The sequence below is a fragment of the Bacillota bacterium genome, from assembly GCA_013178125.1.
Lineage (GTDB): Bacteria > Bacillota > SHA-98 > Ch115 > JABLXJ01 > JABLXL01.
Genome location: JABLXJ010000054.1, coordinates 1 through 14493, shown reverse-complemented (window position 1 = coordinate 14493; position 14493 = coordinate 1). Strand labels below are relative to the sequence as shown.

The following is a 14493-nucleotide window of genomic DNA, read 5'->3' as shown; positions in this document are numbered from 1 at the left end:
ATCTTTTTAACCCATGTTTGTCCTTTTATATACCTCTATATACCTTAAGGACTGGCAATGTCCTGTGCTCGCGGACCTCTGTCAATCGTATAATCGTAGTTCAGTGACTGAGCCCTAGGAAGAGATTGAGATAAAATCCCTCGGGGCGGAGGTATTCAGGGGCAATTGAGCCTTCACCCCGCAGGGAGGCATATCCTATGATCACCCTGAAGGGGTCCCACCTATCCAGTATGGTTTCGAGACAGAGGTTTGCCGCGCTGCCCTGGGTCGGTATCTGGGATGCGAGGCGATATTCGCCGGCCAGGGCAACATCCCTCGAGATTCTGTAATCCGCGCGGGCCAAGCAAGCGGTCGTGAGGACCGTGGGGTTCCCCCAGCCTCTGTAGGTTTTTCCGTAGGTTCCGCCGTAAATTCCATGGGTTCCGTAGCCTTTATGGTATTCACTACCTTTAGATATCTCGGGGGTTGGGTCCCCTGTCAAGGCTTCTAAGTCCTCTACTAATTTGTATATATATTTTGCACTCAGGGTTAGCCTTGGCGTTGGGTGGGCCGCGCCTTCGATGCGGGCAAATGAACGCCGCTCGAGGTCCGGCCTGAGCCTGTACCCCAGGGAAGCCGAGGCATATAAATCGCCCGACCCGGAAGGAATGTATTCGACGGCCGCGGAGAGGTCGACCTCAGCCCCGGAAGGGTCCTGTATATTGCACGGCTCTTGAATGTCATTGATATCACTGATGCCGCTGGTGCCACTGGTGCCGTATCCCGGTGCCGGTGCCGGAGCTGGCGTCCCTGATTTTCGCGATCTTGTTATGGAACCTTCGATTCTGGCTTCTATCCCGCTTCTGGTGCTGTCTTTTGCAGTCACCTTTACTCGCAGGGTATCACGAAAGTGGGCCGTACTATTGGATGGGGACTCATCACATTGCCCCTGTTGCTTGGATCCTGGTCCTGCGGCGGGGTTTTGGGCTTCCATCTCGTAGCGCATGGCCGCGGTGACACGGGGGCTGGGTGTCACATCCAGGCCGAGAGCGGTGAGGGATGTGTGAGCCCCGCGCCTCGCTTCCCACCTCTGTACCAGGTTCGCCGCGAGCCAGGGGCGGAGTGGCTTCCGGGCCTGGAGTTCAAGGGTGTTCTCGCGCTCTCTAAAGGGCTCTCTGAAGGCCATCCCGTGCTCCCCACAGCCAGGTTGATGGGCACTACCTCCCGATCCGAGGGCCGTGCCCGTGCTCGAGGAGTCTATATGGCCCGGCCCGGGATAGGTCGTGATGCGCGACCCGATTTTGATGCGAAAGGACAAGCCGTTTGGTGCAGAGCTGTTTGGTGCGCCTTTCGATACCGGCGCCAGCGCGCTGCCTGGGTAGTCGATGGTACAGCTCAATGCTGTGAAGGCGCGCGAGCTGGAAGAGCCTGAGTTGGAAGCGCCTAGGCTGGCGGCTGACATGGGTAAGGCTGAAATAGGCGAGGCCGGCGTAGGTAAATAGGTAGTCTTACCATCGCCGTTATCGCCTGTTGGTCCTGCCGCCGGACTGCTGTGTCGATATCGCAACATATTGCCGGTCTCGGCCTCCACCTGGAGCTTGAGGGACGCGATATCACAGGACGCCGTCGCTACAATGGATTCTGTCGTTTCAGTGGTGCCGGCTATTTCTTCTTCGCCGGTTCCGCCGCCTTCAACCTTATCTTCCACCCCATCTTCTATCGCGGCAGGGCTCGCCGCATACTCCACGTACTTCATCTTATAACCTAGCGAAAGTGCCGGGCGTAAAAGGCAGGGGGCTGATAGGCCTGGGCGTGAGGAGCTCAGGCCGTTATCCGAATCCTTGCTCGTAGAGCCCCTGCTCATAGAGCGGTTGGGATTTGTGAGGAGATTGGGACCGGCGGGATCACCAGGAAGATCGTACATGAGTGACAGGGAGGCCTCCTTTGTAGTATTCCGATCTTCGCTTGTATAATAGGGGATTATGCTATAGCCCCAGCTTGGAGCCTGATTTATATCCCCGCCCACGCCTCCAAATTCCTCGGGTATCCCCCCGAGGAGATTATCTCTATCGAAGCCCGGCTCCAGGGCGCGATAGGCGATTGATCCTGTCAAAGGCGGCAGATTAAGATCGGCCCGGATATCGAAGCCCGATGCAAAGATGGATGCAGAGCCTGTGGAGCCTGCAGAGCCTGATGTAAGGCCTGGTGTAAAGCCTGACGCAGAGCATGATGCCGCCGATGCCGCCGGGCTGGATGTTATGGCATACCGGCCTGCGAGCTGAAACACGTCGGAAGGCCTCAGGGATATACCTGTAAGGAGAGCCCGGGCTGGAGCGGCATCCATGCCCTGAGCCGCGCCTTGAGCTGCGTTTTCATCTCGGGTGCTCGCACCCCAGACATATACAGCTCCACCCGTGAGACCACCGTTGAGTCTTGCGGCGACGCCGATGCCCGATATTCCCCCCTTGTCAACGGAGGCTGGCCTGAATTCATAGCTTGCGTTAATGTAGACCGGGTTGCCGCGGACGTCGAATTCAGGGATGATCTCCTCGAACGTCAAGATGCCGCGGTCATAGTCGATAGAATAGAGGATATCTGATCTCCGTTCTATGATGCCGCCGCCGTCCCTCGGGCGGACCTCGAGAGAGATTTCCTCAGTTCCCGGGATTATGGCCCCCTGCTTGAGCTGGTAGGGGCCCGATATATTTGCTCCCTTGATCAGATCATGCTGCCGGACAGTTGATCGCAGCCCGTGAAAGACCGTGAGCTGCGTATCGGGCGTCGGCTCAGGCGCCGGCTTCGGCTCAGATTCCGGATTCGATTCGGGCGAAGGTGTAGGCGTGAGCCAAGGTTGGACACGAGACTGAAACCTGTATGAGCCTATCCCGCCCCTTATTGAACCGCCCTGTGTTGGGAATTCCCCGAAGCGCAATTCGAATTTGCTGTTCTGGGTCCTGGCCTGCAGCTCCCCTGCTATGCCCGCTCCTGGCTTTGCTGTATCTAACGAGACATGAGATATGAGTCCAAGGCCCTGGTTGGGCGCCATCTGGCTGCTATCATCAGGTGTGGTGTTGTTCAAGGATGGTACTGTCTGAGATGTTTCTTGAGGTATTCCCCGATAAAGCCAGGGGGTATCGGCGATGGCGATACCGAGATCCAGCGCAAGGCGCGTTTTGATTGGAATTGTAGGGATTTCAGCTGCGCCAAGCCCGGGCCCATCCCCGGTTTCGCCCCAGTCGCCAGTTGGGAAGGTGGCTTCTATAGAGGCGAGGCCGAAGAGATTTTTGATATGGCACCCGCATGGGTCGTGCAAATCGCGCGCGTGAAGCGCGTAAAGTTCGCGAAGTCCGCGAAGCCCAGGCTTGGTCTCAGGCTCGGGCCCATGCTCAGGCTCAGGTGCGGTCTCAGGCGCTACAAAAGGCCCGGTGATCGCGAAATCTACAAGGGCGGTCCCGCCCGGAGAGACATTTGCGAACATAGAATTCCTGGCCGGCCTAATGCCGTTATTGCCACCATCCCCCCGGCTATCATTTATGCTCGTAGGGTTACCTGTATGGCGGCCGCCTGTATGGCCGCCGTGACCCCAGATGATACACGCGCTTTTCCATGCCTCGATTCTGCCGGTTCCCGGATCCGCTGTTCGCAGCTGCAATATATCCCCTGTTTGCAGCTGCAATGCATGAGTGCCGGGCACCACGTTGCGGAACACAAATATCCCATTATTGTCAGTTCTGGCAGTCGAACCATCCTCCAGCATGACAGCAGCATTTTTGATGGGTTCTTCGGCCGGTTGCCGCTGCCCATCGCCGTTTGCATCATGAAACAGGTGGCCGACTATTGTGCCATCCGGCGATACGACGCCCCTGGCAACTCGAAGAGGCGCTGTCACGGGAATGGAGTCGACTCTACGAGTGGGGCTGTAGCCACATGCGCTGACGCGCGTCACGATACTAGGTTCGGATTCCCGGGCGTTCATCCGGGCGTCCATGCCCACGGCAACCTTGCATACGAGGGTCCGCTGTTCACCGGGCGGGAGAGCCCCGATCAACCACTCAAGGGTTGCGCCATTTGACCGGACCAGGGCATTTAGCTGGGGGCTTGTTACGGTTGCGCGGGTATTTTTATTTTGCCTGTTACCATGTTCGGTGAGATTCCCGCTGCCACCGTTACTCCTCCTACCATTGCTGCGCCCGTTTTCTAAAAGGCGTGAGGTGCTGGCTAGATAATAGAGGCCTCGGGCAGGGGCGACTTTCACAACTACATTGTTAAAGAGTTCAGGTCCCATGTTTTTGACGTGCACGGTCAATGTCACTATGTCTCCGGCGCTCGCGATCCCTGGAGACAGCGTTGCCCCTACGAAAATATCTGTATTCGGCCTGAGCTCGATGTTTCGTGAGATAGCACCGGCCGTCTCCACATAAAATTCCCGGGTCCTGGACGGTATATATCCCTCGTGCCGGCCCTCGATAAAATATCTGCCCTGCGGGATACCGCTGAACGTGAATATCCCGCCTTCACCCGCCCTGGCCTGGGATACCTGCCGGCCGGAAGCCTTATAAAGGCGCACCCCGGCGCTGGCGAGGCCTGCCCCTGAGATGCTATCCCTTACGGTGCCGGAGATGCTTGCAGCCCCGGCTTCTCCACCCGCGCTGGCCGTCCTGTCTATGATTATCAGACCGGATGCCAGCCACCTGCCGGCATGGGTTGCAATAACGTAGGTATAGGTTCCGTCAGGTAAGGATTCACCTGAAATCCCTGTGCCGTTCCAGGCGAAGGAATCCCATGTGTTGGGGTTGATCATATTCCCTGTAATCTTGCTGGCCAGGTTTCCGCTGGCATCGAAGATAGATATGCCGGCCAGCTCGGGGACGGGGGGCACTCTACCTGGGACGTAGAAGCCGATAGTTATATTCCCGTGAATCTCAGGATTGAAAGGGTTCGGACTGGCATATGACATTGCCAGATATCCAGGGCTTGCCGTATATACCAGATTCACCTTGTACGGGCCTGATGTCGGCGTAGTCAGTGGGTCTTGCCAGCTGATATCAAGGCGATAATCCAGCGGTATAGCTCTACCTTTGGTGGATGTAGCGGGCTGGTTTACGAGAACGGGCGTATCGCTCTCAGTGAAGGGCATCCATACAGGTGTCCCTTCGCTGGAGTGGAAGGCCCATTTCAACCTCTCGACCGGCAGGCCCGGAAGCCCTGATGCCGCAAGATTTCCTTCGGCACGGGTCGATATGCTCCACCCGTTCAGGGTAGAGATTACTGATAGCTCCGCTGCGCATGGGAAGATATAGGGCGAGCCCTCAGGGGTGAGTTCCCCGAAATCCGCGTGAACCTTGTCGATATCGAGACCCAGCGAATATGCGTAGATAGCAGGGCTCGCCACAACTAAAACGATCAATACCCAAATCAATGTCCAGATGGCTAGCATGGGCTGGAGAGTCTTCGTCTTGAGAGTCTTCGTCTGGAAGGCTTTCTGGAAAATTCCCTTCTTGAAATCCTTCCCTGAGAATGGTGATTCGAGCCTACATGGTGGTTTGAGCATACAATGATCCCTTCCACAACGATGCTCAACTGTAATTGGCATACCAACGAGAGACATACCAGGCCCTCCAGTCTGCTACTAGCCGTAAGCGCTCTTTTCCGCGCCCTTTGCCACGCCGCCTTACAAGGCTTTGCCGGATGACGTGCCGGATGAAGAAGATGACAATAAGGAAGATGACGATGAACCAGGTGGCGGAGACGAAGATGACGATGACAAAGGCGACAGTGGTAATGATGGTGACGATGAAGCAAGTGCGATTTCGTTGCCCCGGAGCTTGAAATCGACCTTTGCCGCGGCTACGACCCTGTCACCGCCCAGAATTGTGACCACCGCTGTATACGATTCTATCCCTGGTGGAGTGGCCGGGGGATCAGGCGAGCCGGCAGGCAGGAGCTCCATTAGCGAGCATTCGATTGGATAACTGCCACCAGCCGGGATTACCGGGCTTTGTTCCCTCGATCCTATTTCCTTACGGCGAATCAGCCTGGGCGGAGCCCCAGGTTCGCCCCCGGGTTCACCTCTTGAGTAAATCTCTACGATTGTCCTGGGCTTGAAATCCAGGTTTCCAGAGTTATGGAAGAGGGCCGAGACCGCCGGCGCCGGCTCCCCATCTAATGAGACTCCACGGTTTATTTTCAGCTCCACGATCTCCCCTGCGAGCCTCGCAAGCTCATACGGACGGATGACCGTGAACGCTGTACGCGGCCCCGTTATCTGCTTCGCCGCTACCATGATCCTTGGGTAGATGAAATACTCACCGGCGGCCAGGGTATCCGGGCACCAACGCGCCGTCAGGTTCCTGCTGTAACCTGGCAGCACGACCGCCGGCTCGAGTGGTATGCTGGCGAGGTTGGTCCCGTCGACTGTGCTCACAATTACTGAGCCTGCGGGTACAGCATGGATGTTGCCTGTATTCTTGAACGTGTATACTATGGTCACAGGCGCCCCCGCATAGTCTTGCGTAATATTTACGGCCGTGATCTCCCCTGACCCACCTGGCCAGTTCAGTCCGCCCGGCCTATCCGGCCCATCCGACCTATCTGGCCTATCCGGCTCGCCAGGTGCGCCTGGCTCCCCCGGTCCACCGGGCTTCCCGCCCGCCTCGCGGAATCCCGCAACAGTGAGCAGTGTAATTGCCGCGACCCGGGAAATGGGGGAGAAATCCCCCCGGGCATCATTCTTTGCATTTGGGCTATTTATCTTATCGCCTTTATCGCCGTCCCCGGGCCGGATATCTGAGCACTCAAATACCACGACAGGATAGAAGCCACCGCGGAAACCCCTGGGTATGTTGATCACCCCTGAAACGAACCTTGTCTCCCCCGGGCCGAGCGTGAAATGCTCAGGTTCCACTACGAGGGTGGGTGTATTTGGATGAGCGGGCCCATCGCCATGGGCTGACACGCCGCTTGCATGGGCGGGTTCGCCGGCGCGGGGAGGTCCAGCAGTTATGCGAACTAGCTCGCCTGCCATGCCATCGGCTCCGCGGATTGCCGGGACCTGGCGCGGCAGGGGTCTGGAGATGAGCATGCCGTTCAAGTCATGGCCACCCTCCTCGACCGATACACGCACAAGGACTTTCGAGCTCCCACGGTTTGAAATAGCTATGGGCGTGAGCTTATCCCCATCTTTCGCGACCTGTTCTATCCTGGCCGGGTTTATCGCTATCGAGGCTGCCTCCGCACTGCTGCTGCCCCCCAGGCCGCCCGGGCACAACGCAATCGCCGCGAGAGCTACCACGAGGGCCAGCAGCGCAGCCGTGGTCTGGGCAGCTATTATATGGATGCGGTATGCAGGGCAAGGGTAAGCATGGGCATAGTAAGGGTGTAACCCCCGCACAGGGTAAGTGTGCCGCTTTAGCATATGGTGAGCGCGCAACGTTGGCGCAGAGCAAATATGTAATTCATGTAATCTTGGTGTGGAGTAGGCGAAAGAAGCAGAGTAGGCATACGACGGCGGTCGCGTATGGGCCTGCCCATACGCCGGTGAAATAGCTGCGTGAGGCGTCACGTGAGACATCAAATGTCGCATGGCGATTGACTCCCTCCTCAAGAGAATCAGAGAACGAGTTGAATGAGTTGAATGATAATGATAATGAAGAGAATGGGTTGATAGTTGATAACCTCAGTAACCCTGACTTGCGGTCAGGATGACAGCTATACGGTACTTGTTGCCTGCGGTGCCGAGCGGTGCGTCGGAATAGGTCACGTGCTGTCTGAAGCGTATGGCAATAGTTTGCCCTGTATCCGGTGTGGGCGCCTGCCCGGTCACGATTGAAGCCTCAGTGCCCGAGAGGGGGATATAATCACCGGCCGGTCCTCTCCATTCGATGGGTTGCGCGAGGGTCTTGCCGCCCGGCGATACGTAACTCGTACCATTCCATTCCGCCAGCCGGCCAGCGGCATTATCGGATTTAATCTTAATGCCCCATGGTGCGTTGCTCCAGACGGTAATGATCCCCTCAGGTGATTCAAAGAATGTAGACGAGGGCGTTAATTCGCCCAGGTTGATGCTTGCCGGAAATGAAGCCTCCAGCGCGTTTGCAATGGTGCATGTGACTGACATGGTCTGACTCGATGACGGGGCCGCTCCTACAGGGAGGGCCAGTACAACCAGGATGAGGATAGCCACGAGGATAGCAGCCATCGAGAAGGAGAGAGCTGCCGCCATGGGCACAAAGGCGTGCCCTAGTCCAGGTCCGGGTTCAGGTTTACGAGCGAGGTCGGAGCCTTCGAATCTGAAATTTAATCTCACGATGCATACCCCCATTAATTGGAATTCATGGTGAGGATGATTCGCCTCGTTGACCACCATTTCCTTCCAACTAAAGTTTGAATTCGTGGGTGATTTTCTACTGGTCTGCAGTGGAGGCCTAGGGAATATCTATACATCAGAATTGGATCTACCGGATTTGGTGCGGGTCCTTCTGGCTCTTCTATTGTTTCTTGCTTTCCATCTCACCGGCCAATCATTCCCTGCCGTGGGGCTGTGGTTCGGGCCGGCGAAACGGGTTTTCTAATGCATACGAGGAGTGGCGATCATGTTCATACCCAGGCGCTCCCTGGTGGTCCTGCTCGCCTTGTTGCTCATCTCTGTGACTACCATTTGCCTTATCTTCATATCGCTTGTGCGCAGTCTTATCGGGCCGGATTTCTCGATAAGGACCATCGCCAGGAGATATTCCCAAACCCGCAGCTACCCCGAGGTTGTATATGTGCCGAATTATACTTCCGGGCCCTACATTTCCGCCGCTTCGGCGATCCTGATGGAAAGTAGGACGGGGACGGTCCTGTACGCCAAGAATGAGCACCAGCGGCGCCCCCCTGCAAGTACCACGAAGATTATGACGGCGATTCTAGCCATAGAGCACGGTGATCTGGATTCTATTGTGACGGTTAGCAAGCGCGCGGCGAGCATCGGAGGGTCATCCCTTTGGCTTAGACCCGGAGATAAGATCCGCCTTGAGGATCTCCTGAAGGGCGTCATGTTGAGGTCGGGCAATGATGGGTGTACCGCCATTGCTGAGCACATAGCTGGCTCAGAGGAAGCCTTCGTGGAGATGATGAACGTCAAGGCCCAGAAGCTTGGAGCCTGGCACACCCAGTTTCGGAACCCTCATGGTCTCCACCATCCCGCGCACTATTCGAGCGCGTTTGACCTTGCCTTGATGGCGCGATATGGTCTTAAATACCCCAAGTTCGCGGAGATCGTCCGGACCAGAGAGGCCGAGATCGAGCTGGGCGACAAGGAGCGGAAGGAGAAGAGGATGCTTGCAAATACAAACAGCCTCCTGTGGAGCTTCGATGGCGCTGATGGTGTAAAGACGGGGACAACCTCTGCTGCCGGATACTGCCTCGTGGCTTCCGCTACGCGTAAGGGGTGCCAATTCATATCGGTCGTGCTCAACAGCGCCGCGCGGTGGAGCGATTCTGCGCGGCTCCTTGAATACGCGTTCAATGAATTCGACGTTGTTCCGATCGTGAGGGCCGGTAAGTTGGTGGTCGAGACCCCTGTGGAGAAGGGGATGAAGCATGATGTTCCACTGCTTGCGGCGCGGGACCTCGATGTAATTATACGGAAGAATGAACGCAGTCTCCTGCAGCAGAAGGTCATACTGGATGAGAACATCGAGGCCCCGGTGCGAAAGGGGAGCGTGGTCGGGCGCCTTGCAGTGATCTACGATGCTGACGAGATCGCATGGGTGGACCTTATCGCGGGAGAGGGCGTCGCCAGGAGGACGCCTTTAAGGGTGTTCCTGGAATATATAAAATCGCGATTCAGGAATCACGCACCGAGGGCACCTGGAGCGAGGACATCTGAGATCCCTAGGCTGGGGAATGGCGGGCCGCCGGGATGGGCTGCCGGCCGTATCCCAGCCATAACATATCTTCCAACAACACCATCGCACAATTCCCTGGAACATCTTCGCGTAACCTCCTGGACTCATTCTCAGGTGGACGTGCTTCTCTCCCGCCCACCCCCACCACCCGGCGGATGCGGTGAATAGGGGGGAGCCCGTTTATTTTATGTCCTATTTATCCATATAGATGAAGGTTTTTGAAGGTTCATGGCGAATGTTCTAACGGTCTACACGAAAATTGGCTGGCCGCTAGACTGGTCTGTGCTTGACCCTGAACGCCTTGCCCAAATCGTCCACGGCATCCGAACTCCAGGCGGAGCAAGGGAAAGATGAAGAGGTAAGGGAAAAAGGGAAAAGAAGAAAGGGGATATACGAAAAATGCGGTATAGGATATCTGAGTCTGCTATGATCGGATTTGGAGCGCTTATAGTGTTCATAATGCTGGGGGCATTGTCAGTGTCGCTGTTTTGGGCCCCTGCGGTGGCTTTTGCGGACGATGCCGTGCCTGCCGGCAGCGGTGTGGCTGGTGGCAGCATAGATAGCGCTAGCGGCAGCATAGATAGCGCAGGTGCAAGCTCGGGTCTGACTGAGCTCCAGAGGTTGTATGTTGACCCTGCGATGCGATTCACCATAAAGCTGCCGCAGGGCTGGGACAAGGGCGTTGATGAGATGACGATCACTTCGACGATTTTCTATGGGCCAGCGAAGGGGGAGGCTGTATTCATCCACGTGCTCCACCCGGACCAGGGAGAGACGAGTGCCGAGGCCTTTGTCGATAGTTTTCTCGATTATGCAAAGGAGAGCCAGGAAGGGTTCACCGTGATCAGCGATCCTAAGCCCTTTGAGAATGCAGGGGTGCAGGGCTTCCTGACTGAGTATGAATACCTGGATCAGGATGGCGTCGATGTCATAGAGGCCGGGCTTTACGCGCAGCATGAGGGCCTCAATTATGCGGTCCAATATTGCGCCCCCAGGGATATCTACGATAGCAGGCGGGAAGCCATGATGCAACTATTCAAGGATTTTTCATATGGCCCGGCTCCGAAGGGCGGTGTGCCGGCTCTAACCCTTAGAATGCTTGGCCTGAAGGAGTTCAACGACCCGGCGGGTGAGTACATGATCAAGGTCCCGGCGCTCTGGCTGAAAACTGAAACCGATAACCAGGCTGAGAGCCTTTTCGTTGAGATAGGCGGCTGGGGGAACCTCCAGGTCGCCGCATACGATATCGACCCAGCCGATAAGACGACCCCGCTCGAGAAGCTGCAGGACTTCACCGGGAGGGGCAAGGAAGAATGGCCCGGCTACAAGCTCTACAGCGAGCCGGCGGCGCTGACGCGTGATGGTTGCCCCGGTGCCATAACCTCTGTGGGTTGGCAGGATGGGGATGGCATCGCGTGGCGCGAGACCATCATGCTCGTTCAGAATGGCAGCAGGGGTTATGAGGCGATAGTGCTTTACCCTGAAAGTGGATTCGGGGAGCGCACGAATGTCTTTGATCAGATCATGGAGAGCTTCACGATTCGGCAAGGAAACTAAGGGGATTGGGATGTTCGTATGGTGTCCAGGGTCTAATGGTAAGATATTCCATGCGGTATCAGGGTTGACCGAAGTTTAAGCAAGAGTTGATTCCGAGTCTAAGACATTTAGGATCCTATCTGGGGGTTAGCTTCCGGGGCGAGGTCTTTCCCTAAGGCTTTGTCCTGTTGTCCTGGGTAGCGCTTGGGTATTGCCTGGCGGCCGGGGAAATACTAGAATTGGGTGCAGAGAGAGGTGATAATATTGGAAGACTACGACTTATACGACTTAATAATTGTCGGTGGTGGGCCTGCAGGGCTTTCCGCGGCTATTTACGGCGGGCGGGCGCGGCTCAGGACGCTTGTCTTGGAGCGGGGTGCCATCGGGGGGTTGGCCATCACGACGTTTCATATAGATAATTACCCGGGTTTCCCGGAGAGCATAGCCGGGCCGGACCTCATGCAGCGCATGGAGGAACAGGCGAGGAAGTTTGGGGCCGAAATCGAGCAGGCTGATATAACGGGACTCGAGGGGCCAGGTGGACTTGGTGGGCCGGGCGGGTCAGAGCTGGACGGGTCTTTCGCCGTCATAACCTCGGGTGGCAAGCGGATAGCGAGGGCCGTTATCGTCGCTACCGGGACCGAACCGATGAAACTGGGGGTGCCCGGCGAGGAAGAATTCAGGGGGCGTGGGGTATCGTACTGCGCCACTTGCGATGGAGCGTTTTTCCGGGACAAGCATGTCATCGTGGTGGGTGGCGGCGATTCGGCTATAGAGGAGGCCATATTCCTTACGCGATTCGCGAGCGCGGTGACCGTGGTCCACAGGCGCGATGCCCTCAGGGCGACCAAGGTCGTCCAGGAGCGGGCTTTCGCGAATCCCAAGATAGCCTTTGAATGGAGCCATGTTGTCGGGGAGATCACCGGGGAGAACCGGGTGGAGGGGGTTCGCCTGCGCAGCACAAAGACCGGCGAGGTCAAGGAGCTCCCGGCCGATGGGGTGTTCATATATGTCGGGAGTCGCCCGAATACCGGCTTTCTTATGGGGGGACCCGGTGGTGACAACCCCGGCCCAGCGCAGGTCGGGCTGCAGCCCCAGGTTAAGCTCGACGAGCGCGGTTATATAATCACGGACGAAGCCATGAGGACCAATGTGCCCGGGCTTTTTGCCGCCGGCGATGTCCGGCAAAAGGGGCTCAGGCAGATCGTCACGGCTGTTTCGGATGGAGCGATCGCGGCGGTCGAGGCCGAGAAGTATATAGATGCGCTCGCATAGCTACCCGCAATAACTCAGTAGAAGCAAATTAGGAGGTGACCCCTATAGCGGCCAGGCAGTCATCCTGGTACATAGGGCTCGCCTCCTTCTGTAAATTAATAGCTTTAAGAGGAATAATGGCTCATAATAATGGCTTGTAGCTTAAAAAACAACAACCCCTAATGCAAGTTGCGGTCCGGTCTATATTCATAACCCATGCCCATCGCGAACTAAGTTGGTCTCCCATGGCTTTCTGGCATTTACATCCCGCATGTTACCACAGCTATCCGGCACTGGGCTCAGAAGGAGCAAGGATTTAGGAGCTTTAATCTAGACAGGGATAACTAGTATAGCGTTCCTCAAATAAATTGTCATACTGCTATCCTATGGCAGATAGGTCTTCATCAACCTGTCCAACCTCGTAACGCCAACGGAATACCACAGGTTCTTCATTTAGTTGAGCCCAATAGGTTTCAATCCGTCTGCAGAATTCTTCAACAGAATCTGCTCTGATGCTCCGTAGGACCGTGCGTGACATCTTGCTAAAGAGCACTTCTATGATGTTCAACCAGGAAGCATGTTTAGGAGTGAAAACAAACTCAAAGCGTCCCTGGTGTCCTTTGAGATAGGCCCGGGTTTCCTTGGAGATGTGAGCAGAGTGATTGTCGCAAATAACCTTGATGATCCAATCTTGGGGATAGTATGTATCAATCTTCTCCAGAAGCTCGATGAATTCTCTGCTCCGGTGGCGCTCCCTGACAAGACCGTGGATTACACCACTCTGAATGTCAAGCCCAACTAAAAGAGACACGGTTCCCAACCTGATACGTACATTTCGCACCCCTCATGGGCGCGCGGTGACATTTTTTGAGGTCGCATGTAAAGATGAAACATTTTAGTGACAATTATACACTTATAGGGTTATCTGGTATATATTTACTTGTACTTTCCCCTGCTTTTATGTACAATGGAGGCGGGGGTGTTTCCTATGGTCCCATCCTTGAAGATATTTCACGCTGGGCCCGCTCCTCTTATCTCGGCATTGTTCGATGCCCTTGGGATCAGTAAGACTCTGGATTCTGTCCTTGCTGGGACGAGACTCAGTGTAAGCTGCCTCCATCTATACGTATTAAGGCTCTTGTGATAAACATCCTTGCCGGCAAAACGCCACTCTACAACGTTGAACGGTTCTTCAAGTTCCAGGATACGGAGAATCTCCTGGGTCAAGGAGTTACTCATGAAGACTTAAATGATGATTGTCTTGCCAGGGCTTTGGATATGCTTTTTGAAGCTAATCCCAAGAAGGTTACCTCAACCATCATGTTAAACGCTCTGACCATAGAGGACATTCTGCTGACCCGGATTCACGCAGACACAACCTCCATTTCCGTCTATGGCGAATACCGACATAACAGGGACGGCCCAAGAAAGACGAAGTTGTGGAACTGGAAACAGTCTATAGGATTCAGCCAGTCATCGGGGCACTCAGCGAGTCTGCGGTAAAGCGGGCAAGGGAACGCAATAACTGCTTTGTGCTGATAACGAATGATTTGCAAATGAAGCCTCCTGATGTGTTACGGGAGTATAAGGAGCAGATAGGGGTAGAAACAACTTTTAAATTCCTGAAGGATCCGACATATCTTGATGCGATTTATCTGAAGAAGGAGAGCAGGATAGAGGCGCTGGCATATGTTCTACTCTTGGCGCTTTTGATACACCGGATATTGCAACGAAGGGTACGGAAGGCCTTAGAAACTGAGGGCAGCCACATGGTGGTAGCTGGGGGAGTGAAGACCACGGCCCCCACCGGGAATCGGATACTGGAGCTCCTGGC

The 14493-nt window shown here is 55.7% G+C and carries 9 protein-coding genes; 5 read left to right on the top strand and 4 right to left on the bottom strand.

Annotated features, from left to right (window positions below):
- Positions 1–100: 100 nt before the first annotated feature.
- The 3 genes from HPY71_15745 to HPY71_15735 form a co-directional block, all read right to left on the bottom strand.
- Entirely contained in the window at positions 101–5587 is a 5487-nt protein-coding gene (locus HPY71_15745) for a hypothetical protein (protein ID NPV54940.1), read from the bottom strand.
- Between the two features lie 63 nt (positions 5588–5650).
- Entirely contained in the window at positions 5651–7393 is a 1743-nt protein-coding gene (locus tag HPY71_15740; GenBank protein ID NPV54939.1) for a hypothetical protein, read from the bottom strand.
- A 261-nt stretch (positions 7394–7654) separates the two neighbouring features.
- Positions 7655–8284 (bottom strand): hypothetical protein, encoded by a 630-nt coding sequence (locus HPY71_15735; protein ID NPV54938.1) that lies wholly within the window; start codon positions 8282–8284, stop codon positions 7655–7657.
- A gap of 286 nt (positions 8285–8570) precedes the next feature.
- Between HPY71_15735 and HPY71_15730 the strand changes: the two genes are divergently transcribed.
- The 3 genes from HPY71_15730 to trxB all read left to right on the top strand — a co-directional run bounded on the left by HPY71_15730 (position 8571) and on the right by trxB (position 12680).
- Positions 8571–10037 carry a D-alanyl-D-alanine carboxypeptidase gene (locus HPY71_15730; GenBank protein NPV54937.1) on the top strand — a complete coding sequence of 489 codons (1467 nt, stop codon included), beginning with the start codon at positions 8571–8573 and terminating at the stop codon, positions 10035–10037.
- 231 nt (positions 10038–10268) lie between these two features.
- Positions 10269–11426, top strand: coding sequence for a hypothetical protein (locus HPY71_15725; GenBank protein NPV54936.1), 1158 nt, complete (start codon positions 10269–10271; stop codon positions 11424–11426).
- Positions 11427–11669: 243 nt separating this feature from the next.
- Positions 11670–12680 (top strand): thioredoxin-disulfide reductase, encoded by a 1011-nt coding sequence (gene trxB, locus HPY71_15720; protein NPV54935.1) that lies wholly within the window; start codon positions 11670–11672, stop codon positions 12678–12680.
- A 358-nt stretch (positions 12681–13038) separates the two neighbouring features.
- On the opposite strand, the gene HPY71_15715 is transcribed toward trxB, so the two are convergent.
- Positions 13039–13470 (bottom strand): IS630 family transposase, encoded by a 432-nt coding sequence (locus tag HPY71_15715; protein ID NPV54934.1) that lies wholly within the window; start codon positions 13468–13470, stop codon positions 13039–13041.
- Positions 13471–13769: 299 nt separating this feature from the next.
- On the opposite strand from HPY71_15715, the gene HPY71_15710 reads away from it, so the two are divergent.
- Both HPY71_15710 and HPY71_15705 read left to right on the top strand, forming a co-directional pair.
- On the top strand, positions 13770–14162 hold the full coding sequence (locus tag HPY71_15710) for a DUF4277 domain-containing protein (protein NPV54933.1): 393 nt from the start codon (positions 13770–13772) through the stop codon (positions 14160–14162).
- Positions 14163–14191: 29 nt separating this feature from the next.
- Positions 14192–14493 (top strand): transposase (locus HPY71_15705; GenBank protein NPV54932.1); only part of this gene is annotated, 302 nt, incomplete at its 3' end.

What these genes read in the sequence shown, in the direction of transcription:
- HPY71_15745 (NPV54940.1), bottom strand. Translation starts at nt 5,587, where the DNA reads ATGTCTCTCGTTGGTATGCCAATTACAGTTGAGCATCGTTGTGGAAGG.
- HPY71_15740 (NPV54939.1), bottom strand. Translation starts at nt 7,393, where the DNA reads ATGCTAAAGCGGCACACTTACCCTGTGCGGGGGTTACACCCTTACTAT.
- HPY71_15730 (NPV54937.1), top strand. Translation starts at nt 8,571, where the DNA reads ATGTTCATACCCAGGCGCTCCCTGGTGGTCCTGCTCGCCTTGTTGCTC.
- HPY71_15725 (NPV54936.1), top strand. Translation starts at nt 10,269, where the DNA reads ATGCGGTATAGGATATCTGAGTCTGCTATGATCGGATTTGGAGCGCTT.